General features: G+C 70.0%; 28 protein-coding genes, 1 tRNA gene and 2 pseudogenes. 10 read left to right on the top strand and 21 right to left on the bottom strand.

The annotated features are described in order from the left end of the window. Positions 1-16 precede the first annotated feature (16 nt). Together ABDW31_RS04130 and ABDW31_RS04135 are read left to right on the top strand one after the other, a co-directional pair. On the top strand, positions 17-2,218 hold the full coding sequence (locus ABDW31_RS04130; RefSeq protein ID WP_343698323.1) for a 3-hydroxyacyl-CoA dehydrogenase NAD-binding domain-containing protein: 2,202 nt from the start codon (positions 17-19) through the stop codon (positions 2,216-2,218). A gap of 132 nt (positions 2,219-2,350) precedes the next feature. After that, a complete protein-coding gene (locus tag ABDW31_RS04135) occupies positions 2,351-2,977 on the top strand; it encodes a hypothetical protein (RefSeq protein WP_343698324.1) in 627 nt (208 codons plus the stop codon). Here the strand turns inward: ABDW31_RS04135 and ABDW31_RS04140 are convergent. The 8 genes from ABDW31_RS04140 to hemC form a co-directional block, all read right to left on the bottom strand. Continuing rightward, entirely contained in the window at positions 2,974-3,270 is a 297-nt protein-coding gene (locus tag ABDW31_RS04140; RefSeq protein ID WP_343698325.1) for a hypothetical protein, read from the bottom strand. The two genes, ABDW31_RS04135 and ABDW31_RS04140, sit on opposite strands and share 4 nt — an antisense overlap. Positions 3,271-3,420: 150 nt before the next feature. Then, a complete protein-coding gene (locus ABDW31_RS04145; protein ID WP_343698326.1) occupies positions 3,421-3,546 on the bottom strand; it encodes a hypothetical protein in 126 nt (41 codons plus the stop codon). After that, positions 3,522-4,016 carry a hypothetical protein gene (locus tag ABDW31_RS04150; RefSeq protein WP_343698327.1) on the bottom strand — a complete coding sequence of 165 codons (495 nt, stop codon included), beginning with the start codon at positions 4,014-4,016 and terminating at the stop codon, positions 3,522-3,524. The genes ABDW31_RS04145 and ABDW31_RS04150 overlap by 25 nt, the downstream gene beginning before the upstream one ends. A 100-nt stretch (positions 4,017-4,116) precedes the next feature. Then, a tRNA-Thr gene (locus ABDW31_RS04155) sits at positions 4,117-4,192 on the bottom strand. Between the two features lie 39 nt (positions 4,193-4,231). Continuing rightward, positions 4,232-5,785, bottom strand: a complete 1,554-nt coding sequence (locus tag ABDW31_RS04160; RefSeq protein ID WP_343698328.1) for a heme biosynthesis HemY N-terminal domain-containing protein — start codon at positions 5,783-5,785, stop codon at positions 4,232-4,234. After that, positions 5,785-6,660, bottom strand: a complete 876-nt coding sequence (locus ABDW31_RS04165) for a hypothetical protein (protein ID WP_343698329.1) — start codon at positions 6,658-6,660, stop codon at positions 5,785-5,787. Before ABDW31_RS04165 ends, ABDW31_RS04160 begins: the two co-directional genes overlap by 1 nt. 43 nt (positions 6,661-6,703) lie before the next feature. Then, the gene (locus ABDW31_RS04170; RefSeq protein ID WP_343698330.1) at positions 6,704-7,381 is read right to left on the bottom strand and encodes a uroporphyrinogen-III synthase; all 678 of its coding nucleotides are present in this window, start codon (positions 7,379-7,381) and stop codon (positions 6,704-6,706) included. Positions 7,382-7,384: 3 nt separating this feature from the next. Then, complete coding sequence (gene hemC, locus ABDW31_RS04175) at positions 7,385-8,353, bottom strand: hydroxymethylbilane synthase (protein WP_343698331.1); 969 nt, start codon at positions 8,351-8,353, stop codon at positions 7,385-7,387. 71 nt (positions 8,354-8,424) lie between these two features. On the opposite strand from hemC, the gene tsaD reads away from it, so the two are divergent. Genes tsaD through ABDW31_RS04200 form a run of 5 tightly spaced genes read left to right on the top strand, consistent with a single transcriptional unit; the run spans position 8,425 to position 12,000 of the window. Further along, entirely contained in the window at positions 8,425-9,522 is a 1,098-nt protein-coding gene (tsaD, locus tag ABDW31_RS04180) for a tRNA (adenosine(37)-N6)-threonylcarbamoyltransferase complex transferase subunit TsaD (RefSeq protein WP_343698332.1), read from the top strand. Continuing rightward, positions 9,519-10,514, top strand: a complete 996-nt coding sequence (locus tag ABDW31_RS04185; RefSeq protein ID WP_343698333.1) for an NAD(P)H-dependent glycerol-3-phosphate dehydrogenase — start codon at positions 9,519-9,521, stop codon at positions 10,512-10,514. Before tsaD ends, ABDW31_RS04185 begins: the two co-directional genes overlap by 4 nt. A 15-nt stretch (positions 10,515-10,529) precedes the next feature. Further along, positions 10,530-10,817, top strand: coding sequence for a YciI family protein (locus ABDW31_RS04190; RefSeq protein ID WP_184714813.1), 288 nt, complete (start codon positions 10,530-10,532; stop codon positions 10,815-10,817). Position 10,818: 1 nt separating this feature from the next. After that, positions 10,819-11,184 carry a Rieske (2Fe-2S) protein gene (locus ABDW31_RS04195; protein WP_184714815.1) on the top strand — a complete coding sequence of 122 codons (366 nt, stop codon included), beginning with the start codon at positions 10,819-10,821 and terminating at the stop codon, positions 11,182-11,184. Between the two features lie 45 nt (positions 11,185-11,229). Continuing rightward, entirely contained in the window at positions 11,230-12,000 is a 771-nt protein-coding gene (locus ABDW31_RS04200) for a class I SAM-dependent methyltransferase (RefSeq protein WP_343698334.1), read from the top strand. Here the strand turns inward: ABDW31_RS04200 and moaC are convergent. Genes moaC through moaA form a run of 5 tightly spaced genes read right to left on the bottom strand, consistent with a single transcriptional unit; the run spans position 11,997 to position 14,754 of the window. Continuing rightward, a complete protein-coding gene (gene moaC / locus ABDW31_RS04205; protein ID WP_343698335.1) occupies positions 11,997-12,464 on the bottom strand; it encodes a cyclic pyranopterin monophosphate synthase MoaC in 468 nt (155 codons plus the stop codon). The two genes, ABDW31_RS04200 and moaC, sit on opposite strands and share 4 nt — an antisense overlap. A 13-nt stretch (positions 12,465-12,477) precedes the next feature. Next, positions 12,478-13,029 carry a molybdenum cofactor biosynthesis protein B gene (moaB, locus tag ABDW31_RS04210; RefSeq protein WP_343698336.1) on the bottom strand — a complete coding sequence of 184 codons (552 nt, stop codon included), beginning with the start codon at positions 13,027-13,029 and terminating at the stop codon, positions 12,478-12,480. Between the two features lie 10 nt (positions 13,030-13,039). Next, positions 13,040-13,483, bottom strand: a complete 444-nt coding sequence (locus tag ABDW31_RS04215) for a molybdenum cofactor biosynthesis protein MoaE (protein ID WP_343698337.1) — start codon at positions 13,481-13,483, stop codon at positions 13,040-13,042. After that, positions 13,480-13,719: a MoaD/ThiS family protein gene (locus ABDW31_RS04220; protein WP_184714825.1), complete on the bottom strand. Its 240-nt coding sequence runs from the start codon at positions 13,717-13,719 to the stop codon at positions 13,480-13,482. Before ABDW31_RS04220 ends, ABDW31_RS04215 begins: the two co-directional genes overlap by 4 nt. Then, on the bottom strand, positions 13,720-14,754 hold the full coding sequence (gene moaA, locus ABDW31_RS04225) for a GTP 3',8-cyclase MoaA (RefSeq protein ID WP_184723492.1): 1,035 nt from the start codon (positions 14,752-14,754) through the stop codon (positions 13,720-13,722). 30 nt (positions 14,755-14,784) lie between these two features. Here moaA and ABDW31_RS04230 point away from each other — a divergent pair, with 30 nt between their 5' ends. Continuing rightward, positions 14,785-15,378, top strand: a complete 594-nt coding sequence (locus tag ABDW31_RS04230; protein WP_343698338.1) for a nucleotidyltransferase family protein — start codon at positions 14,785-14,787, stop codon at positions 15,376-15,378. Here ABDW31_RS04230 and ABDW31_RS04235 read toward each other — a convergent pair. The 7 genes and pseudogenes from ABDW31_RS04235 to ABDW31_RS04265 all read right to left on the bottom strand — a co-directional run bounded on the left by ABDW31_RS04235 (position 15,375) and on the right by ABDW31_RS04265 (position 19,686). Further along, positions 15,375-15,593, bottom strand: a complete 219-nt coding sequence (locus tag ABDW31_RS04235; RefSeq protein WP_184714829.1) for a hypothetical protein — start codon at positions 15,591-15,593, stop codon at positions 15,375-15,377. The two genes, ABDW31_RS04230 and ABDW31_RS04235, sit on opposite strands and share 4 nt — an antisense overlap. Next, on the bottom strand, positions 15,574-16,005 hold the full coding sequence (locus ABDW31_RS04240; protein ID WP_184714831.1) for a hypothetical protein: 432 nt from the start codon (positions 16,003-16,005) through the stop codon (positions 15,574-15,576). Before ABDW31_RS04240 ends, ABDW31_RS04235 begins: the two co-directional genes overlap by 20 nt. A 246-nt stretch (positions 16,006-16,251) precedes the next feature. Beyond that, entirely contained in the window at positions 16,252-16,509 is a 258-nt protein-coding gene (locus ABDW31_RS04245; RefSeq protein WP_343698339.1) for a hypothetical protein, read from the bottom strand. 124 nt (positions 16,510-16,633) lie between these two features. Continuing rightward, positions 16,634-16,810 (bottom strand): annotated as a pseudogene (locus ABDW31_RS04250) (helix-turn-helix transcriptional regulator); the annotation flags it as partial. A gap of 77 nt (positions 16,811-16,887) precedes the next feature. After that, positions 16,888-16,980, bottom strand: a pseudogene (locus tag ABDW31_RS04255) (hypothetical protein); the annotation flags it as partial. A 16-nt stretch (positions 16,981-16,996) separates the two neighbouring features. After that, positions 16,997-19,159 (bottom strand): xanthine dehydrogenase family protein molybdopterin-binding subunit, encoded by a 2,163-nt coding sequence (locus ABDW31_RS04260; RefSeq protein ID WP_343698340.1) that lies wholly within the window; start codon positions 19,157-19,159, stop codon positions 16,997-16,999. Beyond that, positions 19,156-19,686 (bottom strand): (2Fe-2S)-binding protein, encoded by a 531-nt coding sequence (locus ABDW31_RS04265; protein WP_184714837.1) that lies wholly within the window; start codon positions 19,684-19,686, stop codon positions 19,156-19,158. Before ABDW31_RS04265 ends, ABDW31_RS04260 begins: the two co-directional genes overlap by 4 nt. Positions 19,687-19,818: 132 nt before the next feature. Here ABDW31_RS04265 and ABDW31_RS04270 point away from each other — a divergent pair, with 132 nt between their 5' ends. Beyond that, positions 19,819-20,169, top strand: coding sequence for an MliC family protein (locus ABDW31_RS04270; RefSeq protein ID WP_343698341.1), 351 nt, complete (start codon positions 19,819-19,821; stop codon positions 20,167-20,169). 118 nt (positions 20,170-20,287) lie between these two features. Further along, positions 20,288-21,178, top strand: coding sequence for an NAD(P)-dependent oxidoreductase (locus ABDW31_RS04275; protein WP_343698342.1), 891 nt, complete (start codon positions 20,288-20,290; stop codon positions 21,176-21,178). Here the strand turns inward: ABDW31_RS04275 and ABDW31_RS04280 are convergent. Continuing rightward, positions 21,175-23,904 (bottom strand): PAS domain S-box protein, encoded by a 2,730-nt coding sequence (locus ABDW31_RS04280; protein ID WP_343698343.1) that lies wholly within the window; start codon positions 23,902-23,904, stop codon positions 21,175-21,177. The genes ABDW31_RS04275 and ABDW31_RS04280 overlap by 4 nt on opposite strands. Positions 23,905-23,913 lie beyond the last annotated feature (9 nt).

Consider the following 23,913-nt stretch of genomic DNA (forward strand, 5'->3'; position numbering starts at 1 on the left):
CCTAGGAGCTAGCACCATGGAAAACTTCAAGATCGAGGTCGATTCCGACGGCGTGGCCCTGGTCACCTTCGACGTGCCCGGCCGCTCGATGAACACCCTGACCGCTTCGGTCATCAAGGAAATCGGCGAGGTGGTCGAGACCATCAAGTCGGACGCCGCCATCAAGGGCGCTGTGATCACCTCGGGCAAGACCACCGGCTTCTGCGCCGGCGCGGACCTCGGTGAACTGGGCGGTTCGGGCGGTATCGGCGGCGCGGGTTCGGGCGAAGAAGGCCTGAAGGCCGCCTTCGAAGCCGGCTTCGCGCTCAACAAGGCGTTCCGCGCCCTGGAAACCTGCGGCAAGCCGGTGGCCGCCGCGATCAACGGCCTGGCCATGGGCGGCGGTCTCGAGATCGCCCTGGCATGCCACTATCGCGTGGTCGCCGACCATCCGAAGATTCAGCTGGCCCTGCCGGAAGCCAAGGTCGGCCTGTTGCCGGGCGCCGGCGGCACCCAGCGCCTGCCGCGCCTGGTGGGCGTGATGGCCGCTGCGCCGTACCTGCTGGAAGGCAAGTCGATGAAGCCGGCCGAGGCCCTGGCCCTGAAGGTCGTGCACGAGGTCGTCCCGGCCGATCAGGTCGTGGAAGCCGCCAAGACCTGGATCAAGACCAAGGGCGATCCGGTCGCCCCGTGGGACAAGAAGGACTTCAAGCTCCCGGGCGGCGGGCCCTACACCCCGACCGGCAGCCAGGTCTTCATCATGGGCAACGCCATGCTGCGCAAGCAGACCTATGGCAATTACCCCGCCCAGCTGAACATCCTGAAGGCGGTCTATGAGGGCACCCAGGTGCCGTTCGACGCGGCCATCCGCATCGAGACCCGCTACTTCCTGAAGACGATGATGTCGCCTCAGGCCAAGGGCATGATCCGCACCCTGTTCCTCAGCCTGCAAGAGCTGGGCAAGGGCGCGGGTCGTCCGGCGGGCTTCGCCCCCTCGGAAGCCAAGAAGGTCGCCGTCCTGGGCGCCGGCATGATGGGCGCGGGCGTGGCCTATGTCCAAGCCATGGCCGGCATCGAGACCGTGCTGATCGACCAGTCGCAAGAAGCCGCCGACAAGGGCAAGGCCTATGCCGAAGGCCTGGTGAAGAAGGCCATTTCGCGCGGAAAGATGACCCAGGAGAAGGGCGACGCCGTCCTGGCCCTGATCACTCCGACCACCGACTATGACCTGGTCAAAGGCAGCGACCTGGTCATCGAGGCGGTGTTCGAGAACCGCGACGTCAAGGCCGACGTCACCAAGAAGGCCGAGGCCCAGCTGGCCGAGACCGCCATCTTCGGCTCCAACACCTCGACCCTGCCGATCACCGGCCTTGCCAAGGCGTCGGTGCGTCCCAAGAACTTCATCGGCATCCACTTCTTCTCGCCGGTCGACAAGATGGGCCTGGTCGAGATCATCATGGGCGAAGAGACGTCCGACGAGGCCCTGGCCAAGTCGATCGACTACGTCCTGAAGATCAAGAAGACCCCGATCGTCGTCAACGACAGCCGCGGCTTCTACACCTCGCGCTGCTTCGGCACCTTCGTGCAGGAAGGCCTGGAGATGATGGCCGAGGGCATCGCACCCGCCATCATCGACAACGTCGGCCGCGCCACGGGCATGCCGCGCGGCCCGCTGGAGATGAACGACGACGTCGCGCTGGACCTCTCCTACAAGATCGGCGAGCAGACCAAGAAGGACCTCGGCGACAAGTACGAGGAGCGTCCGTTCGCGCCGGTCCTGGAAAAGATGGTCGTCGAGCTGGGCCGCCTGGGCCGCAAGAACGGCAAGGGCTTCTACGACTATCCGGAAGGCGGCCAGAAGACGATCTGGAAGGGCCTCGCCGATCTGGCGCCGGTGACCACCGCCGACGCCGACCAGGCGCTGATCCAGGAGATCCGCACCCGCCTGCTGTACCGCCAGGCTGTCGAAGCCGCCCGCTGCTTCGAGGAAGGCGTCATCACCGACCCGCGCGAGGCCGATGTCGGCGCCATCCTGGGCTGGGGCTTCGCGCCCTGGACCGGCGGCCCAATCAGCCTGATCGACGGCGTCGGCGCCAAGGCCTTCGTCGAGACCCTCGACGCCCTGGCCCAGAAGTTCGGCACGCGGTTCACCCCGCCGGCCCTGCTGCGCGAGATGGCCGAAAAGGGCGAGACCTTCTACGGCCGCTTCGGCGGCAAGGCGAAGGCCGAAGCCGCCTAAGGCCAAGCTTTGCAAGACTGAAACAACGGAAGGCCCGGCGTCACCGCCGGGCCTTTTTGTTGTCCCGTAAAGCCACGCTCGCGCCCCATCCCCCGCCTACCTCCACCGGGCGCCGCAGCGCCTGGAGAGACGATGACCCCGGCGATCGCCACTGGAACCTGGCGACGTCGCTCGCGTCGGGCGTTGCGGCGCAACCTCGTCGCGCTGGGCGCGGTCGTGGTGGTCCACGCGCTGGTGCTGCTGGCCCTGATCGCCGGCGTTCATCCGGCGCCGCGGCTGGTTGAGCCGCCGGTCATTGAGGCCCTGCTGATGCATCCGCCGGTGGCGAGGTCCGCACCGACTGCTCCAGCGCCCATCGCCAAGGTCGCAACCCGATCTCCGCCAGCGCCCCCGACGCTCTCACCCGTGGTCAAGCCATCGCCCGCTCCACGCGGCATCATCGCCCCGCCCGGCTTCACGGCCCGCAAACTGGTCGAGCAAAGCGATGAAACGCGCGAGGCGCTGCGCGAAAGCCTGGGCTGCCGGAATCCGAAGACCGCCGGCCTCAATCGCGATCAGAAAGCCGCCTGCGCCGAAGCTGCCGGCGAGCGCTCTCGCACCGCTCCGATGTATGCCGCCATCGACCCGTCCAAGAAGGCGGCATTCGACGGCGACTGCTCCAAGGACGACGAATGGTGCCTCTACCGCGTGGGCAAAGGCCCCTACCCCGGCATCTTCGCCCTGGGCCGCAAGAAGAAGCGGCCAGGTTGGGACGACTAGGCCTTGGAGACGTCCATGCCCAGGGTCGGGCCGATGCCGTCGGGATGGTCGCCGAAGTAGTTTCCGCCGCGCTCGCGGGCCACTTTCTCCAGGCGGCTGCGGAACGTGTCGTCCAGCTGCAGGGTCGGCGCATCCTGGAGATCGTCGCCCTCGTCCAGCGGGATCGACGCGGCGATCACCTGCCTCAGCCGCTCGCCGAACCGGTCGTCGTCGGCGCTGCCGGGCTCGGGCGGGGCGTCCAGGAAGGTCATGACTTCTTCGAGGGCGGTGTCGTTGTCGACGCTCTTGGGCATGCGGGTACTCCTTCGAGACTTCAACGGTTCCGCACGGCCCCGGTTGCCGCTCTAAAGCGGCGAAAACCCGGTCTCGGTCAGGTTCAACCGCATCAGGTCCAGCCCCATGCCCTGGGCGCCCTGGTTCACCGCCGCGCCGACCTTCTTCATCTACGCCGCATCCGTCTTGGCCTGGTCGACGGCGGCGTCGATCAGCAACGTCTGGATCAGCAGCGATTCGGTCAGCTCCTGCCTCACGGGATCGCCGGCGCCTACCAGGATAGCCTTGCCGCCCAAGGCCTGGGCCGTCTGGCGCGCACGGCCTTGACCGTGGCCGGGCTGACGTCGTCGTTGCTGCCGCGCGTCGCCTGCCAGGCGGTGGTCCACCAGATAGTATAGGCGTCGGCCGGGTTGTCGACGCGCAGGCCGTACGGGCTCAGCGCCTGACCGGTCATCTCGATGATGTCGCCCTGGGCGAACAGCGCCTCCAGGCTCGCGGCGGCAGCCGGATCAGCCTTGCGGCTCTTGGCGACAAACTGAGCCAGGTTGGCGCGGCGGCGCTCCAGGTCGGGACGATAGGTCAGCGAGCCGGCCTCCACGGGCGCGGCCGCGCGGCGCTCTCGCCCGGCCTCCTGGGCGTTGGCATGGTCCTGGTAGCTCTTGACCGGCCCGTAATAGAGCATCGGGCTCAGCATCTGGTACTGGGCCTGCGCCGCGACCGGCGCGAGGGCGACCAGGCAGGCGAGAAGGATCGGCTTGACGGTCATACGCGTCTCCAAACCCCCGCAACCCGCAATAGAGTACGGCGCACGAAGTCGATCCTGGGGCGAGCGCCCGGATGGCTATCGATCTTGGAGGGAGAAGAAGTGGTGCCGCTTAGGTGACTCGAACACCTGACCCCATCATTACGAATGATGTGCTCTACCAGCTGAGCTAAAGCGGCCCACGTCGCTTCGGACCGTGGTCCGACCGCGAGGAGCGCCTACTTAGCGGGACGCGAGCCACTTGCCAAGCGCCGTCTTGCACCTGAATTGCGACGGGGCGCCGGACCGCCGCCGAGCGGGCCGTCCGGCGGGTCGGAAATCGGCGGCGCGTCATACAGCCCAGGGTCATCGGGCACCGGCATCAGGGCCCCGCCGGTCTCGGCCGCATGGATGAACGGCGTCGACTTGGCGTAGTCGGCATAGGCCGAGGGCAGTTCTGGCAGGTCGTTCATCGTCCGCTCACGACGCTCGTGGCGCGGATGGATCAGCTGGCCGGTCTCGGCATAGCTGACCGCCAGGCGGGCCCAGTCCTCGCGCTGATAGGCGAAGGCGCGGCCTTCGGGGTCGAGGTCGGACCAGTCGGGTTCCTGCGGCGCCTCCAGGCCCTGGGCGACCCAGGCGCGGGCCTCGTCGCCCTGGCCGTTGGCGGCGGCGACGCGGGCCATCAGGCCGGCGAAGCGGGCAGTCGGAGCCTCCTCGTCCAGCAGCCGCGCGGCGGCGCGGGCGGCCACCGGATCGCCGCCGATCAGGGCGCTCTCGACGCGCAGAATGCGGCTTTCGCGCGCCTCGGGCTTCATCGCCGCCAGAGCCGCCAGGCGCTGGGCGCGGGCCTTGGGGGTCTCGTTGGTCTTCAGGTCGCGATAGGCCAGCCACAAGGCCGGATGCGGCTGAGCCTTCCAGGCGGTCTCGATCAGGGCGCCGGCCTTTGCGCCCTTGCCGTCATCGGCCAGCAGGCGCGCGGCCATGACCACGCCGGGGGCGAAGTCGGGCTTCAGCTTCACGGACTGGACGGCGAAGTCCAGGGCCTGGGCGCGGGCGGCCGGGTCGGCCTCCTCCAGGCTGGCGGCCGAGGCGGCCAACAGGGCGGCGCGGCTGCGCTCGGCCACGACCGGCGAGACGATCTTGCGGTCCAGGGCGCTCTTGACCAGGTCCAGGGCGGCGGCCCAGTCGCCGGCTTCCAGCTTGGCTTCCAAGAGGGCCAGCCAGGCCCAGCGGGCGGTGCGGGCCAGGCCGTAGGCAGTCTCAGCGTGACGCACAGCAGCGGCCTTGTCGCCCTCGGCCAGTTCGGTCTGCATCAGGCCGCGTAAGCCCGCTAGGCGCATCTCGGGAAAGCCCAGCATGGCGTTGTAGGCGCTCTTGGCCGCGGCCGTGTCACCGGCGGCTTCGGCGGCCTGGGCGGCCAGGACGCGAACCAGGGCCGGGGCGTCCTCGGCTAGCTCAGCCGACTTCTGGGCCAGGCGGCGGGCCTCCGAACCATCACCGGCGGCCACGGCGAGAAAGCCGCGCGACAGAGCTTCGATCGCCTGCTTGCGCTTGGCCTCGGCGCGCGCGCGGGTGGCGCGGCGGGGGGCCTCGACGATCCAGATCACGCCCCGCCACAGCAGGGTGAACAGCAGGGCCGAGGCCAGGGTCAGCAGGGCCGCGGCGGCGGCGGTCATCTCGATGCGCCAGCCCATCCACTCCAGCCAGGCGCGACCCGGTTCGCCGGTCAGGGCCAGGACCCCCACGGCGACGGCGGCAACCAGGAAGAGGGCGAAGGCGACGCGGGTCATCAGACGCCGGCCCGGGCGACGCGGGCCAGGCCCGCCAAGGCCTCGGTGCGCACGGCCGCCACTTGGCGGTCGATCTCGATGCGGCGGCTGGCGGCGGCGAACCACGGGCCCAGCACGTCGCGGGCGGCGTCGGGCAGCGGGTCCAGGGCGGCGACCGCGCCCTCGATATCACCCTCGTCCAGCAGCGCCTGGGCGCGGGCCAGCATGGCGTCCGGCGTCGTGCCCTTCGTCGAGCCGACATGGCGGATCGAGACGATGCTGGAAAGCGCATAGCGGATGCGGGCGAAGAGGTCAGCCTCAGCCCCCGGATCGCGCGAGGCGCTGGCGGCGCGGCCGGCCAGGTTGCCGAACTGCACGGCCAGGCCGGCGCGCGTCGGCGCTCCGGTACGCGACAGCGGTTCCAGCGCCCGCAGGTTCGGCGAGCCGGGCAGCACCCGCTCCAGCCGGGCCAGCTCGGCGGCGAACGGACGCGAGGTCCCGGCGGCTTCGGCCAGGGTCGAGGCGGCCAGGGCGGCGGCCGCGGCGTCGGTCACCCCACGCTGGCCCGACTCCAGGGCTGTGATTCGCTCGTCCAGACGCTCGACATCGGCGGCCGGCGCGGCCAAGGCTGTCTCGCCGGTCTCGACCGGCAGGGCCGAGCCGGGAGCCAGGCGCTCGGCGACCGGGCGGGAGCTGGGCTGGGCCGAGACCGAACCTTCGGCGGGGCCGCTCTTGAACAGGGCCGGCCCGAAATGGGCGACGCCGGCGCCCAGGCCGATGCACAGCACGCAGAGGATCAGCCAGACCCAAACCCCGGGCCCCAGCACGCGGCGACGGGCGTAGAGCGCCGGATCGCTGGGCGCGACGATTTCAGCGGGATCGGGAGCGGCGGTCATGCTCCATTCGTGCCTGAGGCCGCTGCGCCGCGCAATGTCGCGCTCAAGCTGTAAGCAGCTCCAGCATCGCGGATTCGTCGGGACGCGGCGCGACGGCCACAGACCCCGGTTCGACCAGGCCCGCCAGCGGCGCGGCGACGGCCTTGGAAAGGCACAGGACGCGCAGGTTCGGCGCGGGTCGCTCGGCCAAGATCGCCGCCAATCCGCGGGCCGCGCGCGGCGAGTGCAGCAACACCGTCGTCGCCGTCGTCAGGGTCGCCTTGGCCGGCGCGCGCTCGACCGTTTCGTAGACCGCGATCCCGTGCGCCATCACCCCGCATTCGCGGAGCATCCCGACAAGGTCTCCGGCCGGTTCCTTGGCCCCGGCCCACAGCACCGGACCGCCGGCCGCGCCGACGACCAGGCGGGCCAGGTCCTCGACATCGCCGTCGGCGCTGGAGACGCTGCGAAAGCCCAAGGTCTCGGCCGCCCGGGCCGTGGCGCGCCCAACGGCGAAGACCGGCAGGAAGCGGGCGTCGTGCAAGCGGGCGAAGGCCTCGACCCCGTTGGCGCTGGTGAAGGCCAGGGCGGCGACGTGGTCCAGGTCAATCTCGACGTCCAGCGCCGCGACCGCCAGCAGCGGGTCGATGAGGGGCGTGAAGCCCAGGGCCTGCACGCGTTCGGCCGTGGCCTCGGCGCCAGGACGGGCGCGGGTGATCCAGACCGGCGCGCCTGCTTCCATGGTCTATTCCGGCAGGACGATCGCGTCGCCGCCGGCCTCGCGGACTTCCGCGCCCAGCTTCAGGCCCAGGGCCCGGGCCTCGCCGATGTCGTCGGCGCCGTTCAGGGCGACTTCGCCCTCGCGACGGAAGCGCTGGGCGCCGTCGGGGGTCAGGGCCTCGACGATGATGGACAGGTGCGCGCCCTCCAGCACCGCGCGAGCGCCGATGGCGGTGCGGCACGAACCTTCCAGGGCGAAAAGCGCCCCGCGCTCGGCGGCGACGGCGATGGTGGTCTTGCGGCAGCTGACGGCCTGCAGCCAGGGAGCGTGGGCGTCCTCCAGCCGGGTCTCGATGACCAGGGCGCCCTGGCCGGGGGCCGGCGGGCAGGCCACGGGGTCAAGCCAGCTCTTGGTGATGTGACCCAGGCCCAGGCGGTTCAGGCCGGACTGAGCCAGCAGGATGGCGTCGGCCTCGCCACGCTCCAGCTTGGCCAGGCGGGTGTCGACATTGCCGCGCAGCATGACGATCTCGAGGTCGGGCCGCACGTGCAGGGCCTGAGCCTGGCGACGCAAGGACGCGGTGCCCAGACGCGCGCCCTTGGGGAGGTCTTCCAACCGCTCGCAGACGTGGCTGATGAAGGCGTCGCGTGGGTCTTCTCGCTCGGGCGTAGCGGCCAGGATCAGGCCCGGCGGCAGTTCGGCCGGCATGTCCTTCAGCGAGTGGACGGCGCAGTCGATGCGGCCGTCCAACAGGGCTTCCTCGATCTCCTTGGTGAAGAGGCCCTTGCCGCCGATCTCCATCAGGCGGCGGTCCTGGATGCGGTCGCCGGTGGTGACGATCGGGATCAGGGGCGCGAAGGCCTCGATCTCGTCCTTCGACGCGCCTTCGGGGGCGCCGAGCGCGGCGGCGATGCGCGCCTGCATCAGGCCCGACTGGGCCAGGGAGAGCTTGGAGCCGCGCGCGCCGATGCGGATGGGAGGTTGCCGGGACACGGTCGGAACGTTACCTGCGGTGATGAAATTTCCTCTTCGCTGCTACAGGAGCAGTGGGAAGCCCGCAACTGATGACACCCCTTAAGACACTGACCATCCTCGGCCTTGAGACCAGCTGCGACGAGACCGCGGCCTCGGTCGTGCGTCGCGATGCGGATGGGACAGTCACGGTGCTGTCCTCGGTGATCGGCGCCCAGTTCGAGAAGCACGCCCCGTTCGGCGGCGTGGTGCCCGAGATCGCCGCCCGCGCCCATGTCGAGTCGATCGACGCCATCGCCGCCGAAGCGGTCCGCGCCTCGGGCGTGACGTTCGGCGAGCTGGACGGCGTGGCCGCCACCGCCGGTCCCGGTCTGGTCGGCGGGGTGATGGTCGGCCTGGCGTTCGGCAAGGCCGTGGCCCTGGCGCGCAATGTGCCCCTTGTCGCCGTCAATCACCTGGAAGGCCACGCGGTCTCGGCCCGCCTGGGCGCCGACATCGCCTATCCGTTCCTGTTGCTGCTGGTCTCGGGCGGACACTGCCAACTGCTGGAAGTCTCGGGCGTCGGAGCCTGCAAGCGCCTGGGCACCACGATCGACGATGCAGCCGGCGAGGCCTTCGACAAGATCGCCAAGAGCCTGGGCCTGCCTTATCCGGGCGGTCCGGCCCTGGAGAAGCTGGCCGTCGGCGGCGACGCCGAGCGCTACAAGCTGCCGCGCGCCCTGCTGGGCCGCAAGGATTGCGACTTCTCGTTCTCGGGCCTGAAGACTGCGGCGGCGCGGATCGCCGAGACCCTGACGACCGACGACGAGCGCCGCGACCTGGCCGCCGGCGTTCAGTTCGCCATCGCCCGCCAGCTGTCCGAGCGGGTGCAGAGGGCGATGATGCTCTACAAGGAAAGCCACGCAGGCGATGACCTGCGCTTTGTCGTCGCCGGCGGCGTGGCGGCCAATGGCGCGGTGCGGGCGGCCCTGCTGGCCGACTGCGAGAAGAACGGCTTTTCCTTCGCCGCCCCGCCGCTGGCCTATTGCACCGACAACGCCGCCATGATCGCCCTGGCCGGAGCCGAGCGCCTGGCCCTAGGGATTTCCGACGACCTCGACGCCGTCGCCCGTCCACGCTGGCCGCTGGACGAAGCCGCGGCGCTGGCCAATCCCGCCAACGCCTATGGACGCAAGGGAGCCAAGGCATGACCTTCAAGCATGTGGGCGTGATCGGCGCCGGGGCCTGGGGCACGGCCCTGGCCCAGGTCGCCGCCCGCGCCGGCCTTCAAGTCACCCTGCAGGCCCGCGAGCCCGAGGTCGTGGAAGCGGTCAACGAACGCCACGAGAACGCGGTGTTCCTGCCTGGCATTGCGCTGGAGCCGGGGATCAAGGCGGTCACCGAACTCTCCGGCCTCGCCACGTGCGACCTGATCCTGGCCGTCGCGCCGGCTCAGCATCTGCGCGCGGCCCTGACCGCCTTTGCTCCGCATCACCAGGCCAGCGCGCCTATCGTGCTGTGCTCCAAGGGCGTCGAGCAGGGCTCGCTGAAGCTGATGACCGACGTCGCCGCCGAAGCCCTGCCGGGCGCGCCGATCGCGGTGCTGTCGGGCCCCAGCTTCGCCGGCGAGGTGGCCCGCAACCTGCCCGCCGCCGTCACCCTGGCCTGCGAGGACGAGGCCCTGGGCAAGGCCATCGCCGAAGCCATCGCCATCCCGACCTTCCGCCCCTACACGGCCAACGACCTGATCGGGGCCGAGGCCGGCGGGGCGGTCAAGAACGTGCTGGCCATCGCCTGCGGCATCGTCGAGGGCAAGGGCCTGGGCCGCAACGCCCACGCCACCGTCATCACCCGCGGCTTCGCCGAACTGACCCGCCTGGCTGTGACCCTGGGCGCCAAGCCCGAGACCGTCGCGGGCCTGTGCGGCCTGGGCGATCTCGTTTTGACCTGCTCCAGCCCGCAGTCGCGCAACATGAGCGTCGGCCTGGCCCTGGGCCAGGGCATGACCCTGGAACAGGCCCTGGCCGGCAAGGTCTCGGTGGCCGAAGGCGTCGCCTCGGCGCCGGCCGTCCGCGCCCTGGCCCGCAAGGTCGGCGTCGAGGTCCCGATCTGCGAGGCCGTGGCCGCCATCCTGGCTGGCGAGGTCGAAATCGACGCCGCCATCCAGGGCCTGCTGTCGCGCCCCCTGAAATCCGAAGCTTAAGGTAAGGACCGCCGCATGGCCCTCTTCGTCGTCTACTGCAAGGACAAGCCCGGCGCGCTCGAGACGCGCATGGCCACCCGCCCGACCCACCTCGACTACCTAAACAGCGTGACCGCCCTGAAGGCCGCCGGCCCGCTGCTGGACGACGCCGGCTCGCCGATCGGCTCGCTGCTGATCTTTGAAGCCGAGGACAAGGCTGCGGTGCAGGCCCTGGTCGACAACGACCCCTACACCAAGGCCGGCCTGTTCGAGAGCGTCGCCATCGACGGCTGGCGCGTCGGCGTCGGCTCGATCACCGGCTGACTTGAGAACCGACCCGGACAACCCCGCCCGCCCCGCGCCGGGCACGGTGCTCTGCGCGCTGGACGAGATCGCCTCGCCTGGCTCGAAGGGCTTCCGCTGGCGCGAGGGCGACGCAATGTTCGCCGGCTTCGTGGTCCGCAAGGACGACGTCGTGGTCGGCTATGTCGACAGCTGCCCGCATGCCGGCTGGCCGCTGGCGGGGTTCGCCGGACGCTATCTGACCCGCGAGAACGACCTGATCCTGTGCGCCGGCCACGCGGCCCTGTTCAAGATCGAGGACGGGGCCTGCGTCGCGGGCCCCTGCCCCGGCGACAAGCTGTTCCCCTGGCCCGTCGCGGTCCAGGACGGCCAGATCATCGTCGCTTAAGACCTTTGTTTTACGGTCCCCGCCAATGATTGCGGGAGACCGGCCATGACCGACATGCACTTCGACGCCGAGACGGTCACCCACCGCGCCGGCCTGGCCAAGCTGCGCTCGATCACCAAGATCAATCCGCGCCTGGCCGCGCCCCTGGCCAAGACCATGCTGGGCGGCCAGCGCGACGCCGCCGTGGTCGACGCCTTCAACGCCCACGCCGAACAAGCCGGTTTCGAGTTCACCTCGACCTGGGCCAGCAACAACATCCCGTTCGTGGCCCCGCTGCTGCGCGACTTCGCCGCCAAGCGTCCGGCCGGCGAGACGATCCGCTACATGGAGATCGGCGCCTATGAGGGCCGCAACCTGGCCTTCATGGACTGGCTGCTGCCCAATCGCCTGGCCGTCACGGTCATCGACCCCTGGTTCGACGAGGCCCTGAACCCGGAAGAGAAGTACCACGCCGTCGAGCCGCGCTTCCAACGCAACATGGCCAAGTGCGGCTTCAAGAGCCTGGACACCCACAAGGGTTTCTCGACCTACGTCCTGCCCCAGATGCTGGAGCGCAACGAGCAGTTCGACCTGATCTATGTCGACGGCAGCCATACCGCCCTGGCGGTGCTGATCGATCTCTGCTTCTGCGCCAGCCTGCTCAGCGTGGGCGGCATGATGGTGTTGGACGACTACTGGCACGACATCAGCGAGATCGGCGGCCCCGGCGTGAAGCAGGCCGTCGACCAGTTCCACGCCGCCTTCGGCCGCTACTTCGAGATCGCCGCGGTCTACCGGCAGGTGGCCCTGGTGAAGACGGCGGAGATCCCGCGCTAGGCGACCCAGTCCCCCGACTTGCCGCCGGTCTTTTCCAGGAGGCGCACGGTCTCGATGACCATGCCCTTCTCGGCGGCTTTCAGCATGTCGTAGATCGTCAGGCAGGCCACCGAGGCCGCCGTCAGGGCCTCCATCTCGACGCCTGTGGGGCCGGTGGTCTTGACCCGTGCGGTGACGGTCAGGCCGCCCTCGGCCGGCTCGACCTCGACGACCACCTTCGACAGCGCCAGCGGATGGCACAGCGGGATCAGGTCCGAGGTCTTCTTCGCCGCCATGATCCCGGCCAGCTCGGCTACGGCGCGGACGTCGCCCTTACGGCCCTCGCCCGACGCCGCGAGCGCCAGGGTCTCGGCGCTCATCCGCACGAAGCCGGTGGCCACCGCCTCACGCGCCGTCGCCGGCTTGTCGGAGACGTCGACCATGCGAGCTCGGCCCTCGCTATCGATGTGGGTCAGCTTGCTCACTGTTCCAGAAGCCCTATTGCTCAAGAAGTCGGGGCATCAGCTCGACCATGTTGCAGGGCTTGTGGCGGCTATCCAGCTGGGCGGCGATGACCTTGTCCCAGCCGTCCTTCACCGCGCCATTGCTGCCCGGCAGGCAGAAGACGAAGACGCCGTCGATGATCCCGGCCGTGGCCCGCGACTGCAGGGTCGAGAGGCCGACCGTGGCGTAGCTGACCAGGTGGAAGATCACCGAGAAGCCGTCGATGGTCTTGTCGAACAGCGGCTGCAGCGCCTGGACCGTCACGTCGCGGCCGGTCAGGCCGGTGCCGCCGGTGGTGACGATGGCGTCGACGGCCTTGCTGTCGATCCAGTCGCGGACCTGAGCCCGCACTAGCTCGACATCGTCGCGCACCACCGCCCGGCCAGCGAACGCGTGGCCGGCGTCGCGGACCCGGTCGATCAGGATCTGGCCCGAGGTGTCGGTGCTCTCGTCGCGGGTGTCGGAGACGGTCAGCACGGCGATGCGCACCGGCTTGAACGGCAGTTCCGGCTTGATCCCGCCACCCGGCTTCAGGCCTTCCGACATTCGCGTACTCCTAGTCCCAGCGTTCGGCGTCGGTCCTATCGCGGTCCGTCGGCTCGATCCAGCGCGCGCCGTCCGGACCGTGCTCCTTCTTCCAGAAGGGCGCGCGGCTCTTGAGATAGTCCATCAGGAAGTCGCAGGCCTCGAAGGCCTCGCGGCGATGGCCGGCGGCCGTAGCCACGAAGACGATGGCCTCGCCCGGCGCGATGCGACCGGTGCGATGGACGATCTTGACGTCGTGGAGCTTGAACCGCTCGATCGCCGACGCGGCGATCTCGCCGATCGCCGTGTCGGTAAAGCCGGGATAGGCCTCCAGTTCCAGGGCCGCCGCCGCGCCTTGCTCGGCACGCGCCAGGCCGACGAAGGTGGCGACCGCGCCGGTCTCCTGGCGGTCCGCGCAGAAGGCGGTGACCAGCGCGCCGGGCTCGAAGGGCTCGCTGGTGAGGGTGACGGTCATCCGCCGCTCATCGGCGGCAGGAAGGCGACTTCGGTGTGGACGGCCAGAACCGCCTCGCCGCGCACCAGCACCTTGTCGACGGCGATCTGCACGCCGGGACCGGCCAGGGCCTCGCCCAGCGCGGCGTCATCGGCCGTCAGGACGCCACGCAGGCCCGCGAGATCTGCGGCCTCGACGTTGCGCTCGCGCCAGCCGGCCTGGTCGGCCAGGCGTCCGAACAGCAGCACCCGCGCCATCTAGCCTCCGGTCGTCGACATATGGCGGGCCACGGCGGGGCGAGCGGCGGCGATCTGGAAGTCGTGGCCCTGCGGCTTGGACCCGATCGCCGTGAAGATCGCCTGGCGCAACTCGCCGTCGTTGGCGCCCGACCGCAGCACGGCCCGCAGGTCGCTGGCGTCGTCGCGGCCCAGGCAGGTGTGCAGCGTACCGGTGCAGGTCAGCCGCACCCGGTTGCAGGTGTCGCAGAAGTGGTTGCTGAGGGGGGTGATGAAGCCCAGCCGTCCGCCCGTCTCGGCCACGCGCGTGTAGCGGGCCGGGCCGCCGGTCGCGTGATGGATGTCGTCCAGGGTCCAGAACGACGACAGCGTACGGCGCACGTCCTTCAGCGACAGAAACTGGTCGGTGCGGTCCTGCTCGACCTCGCCCAGGGGCATGGTCTCGATCAGGGTCATGTCGCAGCCGCGCGCGTGGGCCCAGGCGATCAGGTCCGGAAGCTCGGCGGCGTTGTCGTCCTTCAGGGCGACGGCGTTGATCTTGATGGCGATGCCTGCGGCCAGGGCGGCATCAACGCCGGCGATCACCTGGGCTAGGTTGCCGCCCCGGGTCAGCTTGCGGAAGAGATCGGGCTTCAGCGTATCCAGCGAGACATTGACCCGCCGCACGCCGTGCCGGGCCAGCTCGGCGGCGTGCTGCGCCAGCTGGGTGCCGTTGGTGGTCAGGGTCAGCTCGTCCAGCGCCCCCGTCCGCAGGTGGCGCGACAGGCTGGCGACCAGTTGCATGAAGCCCTTGCGCACCAGCGGCTCGCCGCCGGTCAGCCGCAGCTTGCGCACGCCCAGGCCCACAAAGGTCGACGCCAGGCGGTCCAGCTCCTCCAGCGTCAGCACTTCCGCCTTGGGCAGGAAGGTCATGTGCTCGGCCATGCAGTAGACACAGCGCAGGTCGCAACGATCGGTGACCGAAACCCGCAGATAGGTTACGGCGCGGCCGAACCCGTCGATCAGGCGGGGCTCCGTGCGGACCGCTTGCGCGGGGCTGTCGTCATAGGGCGTCATGTCCAGGATCAAGAATAGGCGCTGGGGCCCATGACGCAAAGCGATACCGGAGCATTGGACGCCATCGTGCTGGCGGCGGGGCGCGGCGCCCGTTTCGGTGGCGGCAAGCTGCTGGCCCCGCTCAACGGTCGGCCGCTGGTCGCCGGCGCGCTACGCACGGCCCTGGCCGCGCCGGTGCGCCAGGTCCTGGTGGCGGTCGGCGATGATCCGGCGCTGCATGAGGCCGTCGCCAGCGTGTCCGAACGCCTGGTGCTGGTCCCGGTCCCCGACTCGGCCGAGGGCATGGGCGCCTCGCTGCGGACGGCGGCGGCGCGGGTTGCGGACGACACCGCCGGCGTCTTCGTGTTCCTGGGCGACATGCCGGCCATCGACCCGGCCACGGCGGCGGCGCTGGCCGATGCGCTGGACGCGCCCGACCACATCGTCGCCCCCGTCTTCGACGGCCAGCGCGGGCATCCGGTGCTGTTCGGCGCGGCCTGGCTGCCGGCCTTGCGGGCGTTGTCCGGCGACGAGGGCGCCCGCGTCCTCCTGAGGAATGCTAGCGACCGGCTGACGCTGGTCGCCGTCGCCGACCCCGGCGTCTTGCTGGACGTTGATCGGCCCGAGGATCTCGCGCGGCTCTAGTGCAGCGGCGCGGGCTTGGCGACCAGCACGCGGCGTACCTGGTCGACCAGGGACAGCGCCGCATCGGTGTCGCCGCGTTCCTCCAGCGCCATCAGCCGGGTCATCAGGGCTGCCAGGATCCGCTTGTGATCGTCGCCCACCCGCGCGAAGCCGCGGCGGAACTCGGCCATTTCCAGGTCGTCGGCCGGCTCGACGTCATGACCAAACTTCTTCATTGGCCCGCCTCCGGTCGCGCAGCGTCACCCTGACGGCGACGATGAGCACGGCCATCTGGCACAGCACGAGGACATTGTTGGCGGCCAGAAACCCGTAGCGATGCACCTCCGGATCGACCACCGCGATGACACGAGCCATGACCGGCAGCAGCATCAGCGCCCCCAGCACGGCCGCCCATAACCGTCGCCAGCGCAGCGACACCCAGACGACCAGCAGCGCGACATTGGTGTCGATCACCGCCACCGGCATGTCCCAGTCGCCGCGGCTGAGGTTGGACACCGCCGGCGTCAGCATCCAGCCGATGATGAACGCGCCCGCCGACCAGCGCAGCGGCGCGTCGCCCTTCCAGATCGCCGTCCCGCAGATCGCCAGGGCGACCAGATACAGGACGTAGGGCAGCAGCAGAGGCACGGTCCGATCCCGAAGCAGGAGAAGGTGTCCGGACAGATGAAACGCATGATGGGGTCATGCCGCAAGGTTCCTGTCGCGCGGCTGTGCGGACCGCGCGTCTTGGGTTCGAGACGCTTACAGGGAAGTCGAGCTAGACGCGGTGTTGCAGCGTCAGCATCAGGCTGCGCAGGGCCACGGCGATCACCGCCAGCAGCACCGCAGAGGCCGCGGCGATGGCCAGCACCATGCCCAGCCACTGGAGGGGATTCAGCTCATGGCGCCAATCCCGCCTCCCAGCGGTCGATCGTCGGTCAGGAAGGCCGTCGCCGCCAGCACCCGCAACAAGGTCTTGGACGGCGGCTCGCCAGAGGCCTGGGCCTTGCGCAAGGCCGACACCGCTTCCGGCACCAGGGCTCCACGCTCGGGGGTCCCCGCCAGCATGGTCAAACCCTCCTCCAGCGCGCCCCAGCTGGCCACGAAGAAGGCCGGGCCCGTATGCGGTGGTGTCGTCAGGGTCTCGCTCATGGCCGGCTCCGATCTCGCTCTCAGCAAGCGGCGCCGCCTCAAGCTGGGCCAGATCGTCTGGTCGCCTACGGTAGTCATTACCGGGGTCCCCGCCTTCCCAGGCCACGAAGGCCAGGGCCGCGTCGCGACGGCTCATTCCGGCCAGGCGCCGGCGCGCGCTGAGCACGTGCATCTCGACAGTTTTCGGAGACAGGCCCAGCGCTCTGGCGATCTCCTTTGACTGCAGATGCGCCGCGATCAGCCGCAGAATCTCGCGTTCACGCGGCGTGAGCTTCTCGAAAGCCGTAGTGCGATCGACCATGGCGCGAGCATGCTTGGCCACGCGCGCCGCGTCCAGCACGTCACGCGAGAACCTTTTGAGACGCGGGGGCCCGCCTAGAGCGTGGCAGCCAAAAGTGTAAGCGGTTTTGGCGTTTGCCACGCTCTAAATGTTTGAATTAGAGCCTGTTTATCCGTTTCTGATGTTTCCATCAGAAACGGACAGGCTCTAGGCCCGGACAAACGGCAGGCGGGTGGTCGCGGTCTTGTTCAGGGCCAGTAGCGCATTGGCCACCGCCGGGCCGATCACCGGCGTGCCCGGCTCACCCACGCCGCTGGGCGGATTGCCCGACGGCAGGATGTGGGTCTCGACGGTCGGGGCCTCGTTGATGCGCAGCACGCGATAGGTGTCGAAGTTGCTCTGATCGACCTTGCCGTCGGTCAGGGTCACCTCGCCGAACATGAAGCCCGACAGGCCGTAGCAGGTCCCGCCTTCCATCTGGGCGGCGATCTGGTCGGGCGAGACAGCCACGCCGCAGTCGATGGCGGTGACCACCCGGCCCACGCGCGGCGCGCCGTTCTCCAGCTTGACCTCAGCCACCTGGGCGACGACCGAGCCGAAGCTCTCGTGCACCGCCACGCCGCGGGTCCAGCCGGCCGTAGCGCTGGGACCGGCTTTCTCGACGGCCAGGTCCAGCACGGCCAGGTGCCGGTCGGCGCCGGCCTTCTTGTACAGCGCCCGGCGGTACTCGATCGGATCCTGACCGGCCTTCAGGGCCAGCTGGTCGATGGTGTGCTCCATCACGAAGGCGGTGTGGGTCGCGCCCACCGACCGCCACCACAGAACCGGCACGCCCACCTCGGGCAGGGCCAGCTGGGCGTCGACCACGGGCGTGGCCTTCAGATAGGGCGAGCCGGCCGTGCCCTCGATCGCGGTCTGGTCGGGTCCCTTCGAGGGCATCGGCGAGCCCTTCATGATCGACTGGGTGACGATGCGGTGACGCCAGGCGGCCGGATAGCCGTCCTTGTCCAACCGCACCTTCAGGGCGTGTACGGTCAGCGGCCGGAAGTAGCCGGCCTGCATGTCGTCCTCGCGCGTCCAGACCAGTTTCACCGGCCGGCCCTTGCCGACCTTCTTGGCGATGTGGACGCATTCGGACGCGTAGTCGGACTGGAAGTTGGCGCGCCGGCCGAACGAGCCGCCGGCGAACAGGGTCTCGATCTCGACCGAACCCGGCAGGCAGCCAACGATCTTGGCGGCGTTAAGCTGGTCCAGCGTCTGGCCCTGAGACCCGAAAACAAGCTTGACCTTGTTGCCGTCCACCGAGGCCACGCAGTTCATCGGCTCCATGGTGGCATGGGCCAGGTAGGGGAACTCGTAGGTCGCCTCGAAGACGTCCTTGCCGGTCGCCGTGTCCAGCCCGGTCGCATCGCCGCGCTGGTCGAAGGCCTCCCACTTGGTCTCGGTGTTCTTGCCGGCCGCGATGTCGTTGAACAGCTGGGCGATGGCGGGCGAGCCGCGCTTTTCGGCCTTGTCCTCGTCCCACTCGACGCTCAGCGCCTCACGGCCCATGCGGGCGGCATAGGTGTTCTGGGCCACGACGGCGATGCCGGTCGGGATCTCGAACACGTCGACCACGCCGGCGACCTTCTTGGCCTCGGCGGCGTCGAAGCTTTTGACCTTGGCCCCGAACCGCGGGGCGTGGGCGACCACCGCCGTCAGCATGTCGGGCAGACGGACGTCCTGGGTGTAGCGAGCGGTGCCGTCGCTCTTGGCCTGGGCGTCCTTGCGGCGCACGCGGTCGGTGCCGATCAGGGTGAAGGTCTTGGGGTCCTTCAGCCTGACGTCGGTCGGGGCGGGAACCTTGGCGGCGTCGGCCAGCAGCTCGCTGAAGGTCGCGCTCTTGCCAGAGGTGTGGCTGACGACGCTGTCCTTCACGGTGATCTCGCCGACCGCGACGTTCCAGCGGTTGGCGGCGGCCTGGACGAACATCGCCCGCGCGCCGGCGCCGGCCTTGCGCAGCTGGTCCCACGAGTTGGAGATCGCCGACGAGCCCCCGGTCAGCTGGGCCCCGGCCGTGGCGTTGCCATAGAGCTTGGCGTTGGCGGGCGCGTGCTCGACCAGCACCCGCGTCCAATCGGCGTCCAGTTCCTCGGCGACGATGGCCGCCAGGCCCGCGTGATTGCCCTGGCCCATCTCCTGGTGCTTGTTGATCACCGTCACCACGCCGTCCTGCGCGATGCGGATGAATGGTCCGAAGGCCCCGACCTCGATGTCCGAGCCGGCGCTCATCAGGTCGGCGGGCGAACAGCCGACCACCAGCGCCCCGCCGACCAGGGCCGAGGCGACGACGACGTCGCGGCGGCTGGGTTGCTTAAAGGGCGCGTTCATTGGCCGGCTCCGCGCTGGGTCGAGCCCGAACCGGCGACGATGGCTGCGTCGATATCGGCATGGGGCTCGCCGCGCGGCGGACCGGTGTCGGCCGCGTCCTTGATCGCCGCCCGGATCCGCTGATAGGCGCCGCAGCGACAGATGTTGCCGGACATGGCGCTGTCGATGTCCGCGTCGGAGGGCTTGGCCTGGCGTTCCAGCAGGGCGACCGCCGACATGATCTGGCCCGACTGGCAGTACCCGCATTGGGGAACGTCGTGGCGCACCCAGGCCTGTTGCACCGGATGGCTGCCGCCCAGACCCTCGATGGTGGTGATCTTGGCCGACCCGACCGCCTCGATCGGCGTCACGCAGGAGCGTCTCGGCTCGCCGTCGACATGCACCGTGCAGGCCCCGCATTGGGCCAGACCGCAGCCGAACTTGGTGCCCGTCAAGCCCAGTTCATCGCGCAGAACCCAGAGCAGCGGGGTGTCCGGGCTGGCCTGTACGGCCACGGGCTTGCCATTGATGTCGAGCGTCACGGCCATGCTCTTCGCCTCCCAGCGAGCGTTCCGGAGAATGATAACACTGTTCACATCCGGCTTGGCCAGAGCGATCTGGAGACAGAACGCGCGGGAACGGCCGATCGCTTCCCTGGCGCGCCGGGGACGAAACCCGTTATGCTCCAGGCCTCGCACAGCCTGGAGGTCTCCGACTTGCGCCGCCTTCTCCTTCCCCTCTCCGGCCTGGCCCTTTTCCTGGCCGGCTGCGCCACGGTCGCCCCGATGGACTCGACAGACGCTCCGATCCGCTACAGCTGCAAGGCCGGCAAGCGCTTCACCGCGGCCTACGCCCTGCATGGCAAGCGCGTGGTGGTCACGGCCGGCGGCGCGACCAAGACCCTGAAGCTGGCTCGCTCGGCCTCGGGCGCCCGCTACACGGCCGGCGACGCCGAGATCTGGAGCAAGGGCGCGGACGCCATGCTCAAGGGCTTCCCCGGCGGCCCCTATCAAGATTGCCGCTCGCAGTAGAGCGTTTCGCGACCTGACTGTGTCAGGCCGCGAGCTCTAGTCTTTTATTTTGACGCATTTTTCTTCACGCGAACCGGGACCACTTCGCTCGAAAAATGCTTGGTTCCGAGGACAAGCGTTGAATTCCTTCCCCGCCTATTTCCCCCTGGACGGCCGCAAGGTGGTGATCGCCGGCGTCGGCGAGGCGGCCGAGGCCAAGGCCCGGCTGTTCGACGGCTCGCCCGCGACCCTGATCCGGCTGGAGGGCCACGACGCCTATCTGCCCGGCTCGTACACCGGCGCGACCCTGGCCTTCGTAGCCAGTCCCGACGAGGTGTTCGTGCAGGCCGCCGCCAGCGCCGCCCGCGCCGCGCGGGTGCTGGTCAATGTCGTCGACCGACCCGACCTGTGCGACTTCACCACCCCGGCCGTGATCGATCGCGGCGAGGTGGTGGCGGCGGTCGGCACCGGCGGCGCGTCGCCCGTGCTGGCGACCATGCTGCGCAACGACATCGAGGTTCAGGTGCCCGAAGGCACCGGCCGGGTCGCGGCCCTGCTGCAGAAGTTCCAGACCGAAGTGCGCGGCGCCCTGCCCGCCCTGCACGAGCGCCGGGCCTTCCTGCGAGACGCAGTAATGGGCGAGGCCGCCGAGGCCGCTCGGGCCGGCGACATGGACAAGGCCGGCCAGCTGTTCCGCGAGGCCTTGAGCCGCGGTTCGGCCCGTAAGGGCGTGGTGCGGTTCGTGGCCGGCAAGGGTCCCGCCGATCTCCTGACCCTGCGCGCCGTCCGGGCCCTGGGCGCGGCCGACGCCCTGGTGCTGGACGCCGACGCCGATCCGGAGGTCGTGAAGATGGCCCGCCGCGACGTCGAACGGCTGGACCCGGCCGCGACCAGTCCCGAACAGCTGGTGCAGCTGGCCCGCGAGGGGCGTCAGATCGTGCTGCTGATCACCCACGCGGTCGACCCGACCCTGGTCCAGGCCCTGACCCAGGCGGCGGTGACCGTCGAGGTGCTGCCCTCGGCCAGCTAGGCGACGGCGCCGCGCGCGCCGGGTTCGGTCTCGGCGCTCGACAGCCGTAGGATTTCGGCCACCAGGGCGGCGGGCGAGATCGGCTTGGCCACCACGCCGTCCATGCCGGCGGCGCGATAGGCGGCCCGCTGATGGGCCATGACATTGGCGGTCAGGGCGATGATCGGCGTGGTCGCAGCCACGCCCGCCAGGGACCGGATGCGGCGCGACGCCTCCAGCCCGTCCATGCCGGGCATCTGCACGTCCATCAGGATCAGGTCGAAGCCACCGTCGCGCACCGCCTCAACGCCGGTCGCGCCGTCGTCGGCGACGCTGACCACCGCGCCCAGCTGCTGCAGGATGCGGCAGGCCACCAGCTGGTTGGTCGGATTGTCCTCGACCACCAGCACCTTCACCCCCGCCAGGATGTCGTCGGCCTCGGCTTCGGTCGCGCCCGGCGCCTGGGCGGCCGGCGCGGCGATGGTCAGGGTGAAGGTCGATCCCTCGCCCGGGGTCGAGAAGAAGGTGATGTCGCCGCCCAGCATCTCGGCCAGCTTGCGGCTGATGGCCAGGCCCAGACCAGAGCCACCGAACCGACGCGTCGTGCTGGCGTCGGCCTGCTGGAAGCGTTCGAAGAGCCGCGTCTGGGCCTCGATCGGCACCCCGACGCCGGTGTCGGTGACGTCGAACACCAGCTTCGCCTCAGGGTCGCCGTAATAGGACGTCCCCAGAACCCGCCGCGCTCGTACGGTGACCGCGCCCTGCAGGGTGAACTTCACAGCGTTGCCGATCAGGTTGAACAGCGCCTGGCGCACGCGGGTCGGATCGGTCTGCACCCAGCCCAGGTCGTCGGCGAGGTCCAGCTCCAGCCGCAGCCCCTTGTGCGCCGCCTGGCCGGCCAGCAGCCGCGCGACGCTGCGCACCAGTTCGCGCGGGTCGACGGCCTCGCAGGCCAGTTCCAGCCGCCCCGCCTCGATGCGCGAGATGTCGATGACGTCGTCGAGCAGCGTCGACAGCATCTGGCCGGCAGCCAGGGCCTCGCCCAGCAGCTTGGCGCTGTCGCCCGCCGGCAGTTCCCGCTTCAGCACGTGCATGACGCCCAGCACGCCGTTCATCGGGGTGCGGATCTCGTGGGACATGTTGGCCAGGAACTGGGCCTTGGCCTCGTTGGCCGCCTGGGCCGCGCGCTCGGCGGCGACCAGGGCCAGTTCGGCCTTCTTGCGCTCGTCGATGTCCAGCACTAGGCCGACCGCTTTTCGGGCCTTGCCGGCGTCGTCGCGGCGCACGTCGTGGAAGACGCGAATCCAGCGCACCTCGCCGTCGGGGGTCACCAGCCTCACATCGTATTCGTGGCCGCCCCAGCGACCGATGCGCCGGTTCGCGGCGGCGGCGGCATAGAGCCGTTCGCGATCCTCGGGATGGATCATCGGCCAGACCGCCTCGCGGACGTCCTCGTAGACGATCTGCCGGCCCAGGATGCGGTGGAACTTGGGCGAACCCCAGAAGCTGCGAGTCTGGTGGTCGATCTCGTAGACCCCGGCCCCGGCCGCAGCGAGAGCGACCTTCAGGCGTCGGGCGTTGATGCGCGCCTCGCGCCGCGCCGCCGTCAGGGCGGTGATGTCGTCCATGTAGGTGATGACGCCAACGATCTCGCCGCTGCCGTCACGCCAGGGACGCGCTTCCCAGCGCAGGGTGTGCTCGACGCCCTCGGCGTCATGCAGGCGATCCTCGCGCCGGGTGACGACCTCGCCGGCGAGAGCCCGGCTGACCGCCGAGACGAACCGGCGGCGACCGTCCTGGGTCAGTTCCGACAGGGTCTTGCCGATCACCTGGCCTTCGGTCGACTTGAAGATCTCCAGGAACCGCGGGCTGACCAGGCGCAGGCGCAGGTCCATGTCGTAGACCGCCACGGCGAACGGCGCGTCTTCGATCAGGCGGCGCGCCCGACGCTCGCTCCAGATCGCCTTGTCGCGGCTGCGGGCCATGTCGGTGATGTTCTGCGAGATGCCCTTCAGGGCGAAGCGGCCCGACGGTCGCGGCTCGGTATGGAACGTGCTGCGGAAGGTGTGCCAACGGCCATCGTCGCTGCGCACCCGGTATTCCAACGTGCCGCCTGCGCCGGTTGTCACCGACTTGTGGAAGGCGGCGTTGGTCTCGTCGCGCTGGTCATCGGCCAGGCGGGCCAGGAACAGTTCGGGCGTGGCGACGGCGGCCGGCGAGATGCCGACGGCAACCAGGGCGTCGGGCGACCATTCGATCCGGCCCGCGTCCGGGTCATAGCTCCAGACCCCGACCCCGGCGGCCTCGGCCAGAAGGGTCCGCGTCCGCCGCGCGGCCGCCAGTTCGGCGCGGGCGTTCACCTCGCCGGAGATGTCGTGCATCAGGCCGATCATCTCGCCATTGGGCCCCAGGCGCGAACGGCCCTGCACCCAGACCCAGCCGCCGTCCTTGCAGCGGATGCGCAGCTCGTTGATGACCGCGCCGCTCTCGCGCATCCGCCGGGCGGAGTCGATCAGCTCGGCCTGGCTGTCGGGATGGGCGAACTTCACGGTCGGCTGACCGATCAGCTCCTCCCGCGTCCAGCCGGTCAGGGCGGTCCAGGCGGCGTTGACCGAGACGAAGCGGCCGTCGGGCGAGACCACGGTGAACAGGTCGCTGGCGTTGTCGAAGAACCAGCGCGCGGCCTCTTCCTCGCCGAGGGGCGAGGAGGCGCTGCGGGTCTCAACTATGGGCGACGCGTCGAGCATTCGGTCTCC

The organism is Caulobacter sp., assembly GCF_039596335.1.
In the GTDB taxonomy this organism is placed as follows: Bacteria; Pseudomonadota; Alphaproteobacteria; order Caulobacterales; family Caulobacteraceae; genus Caulobacter.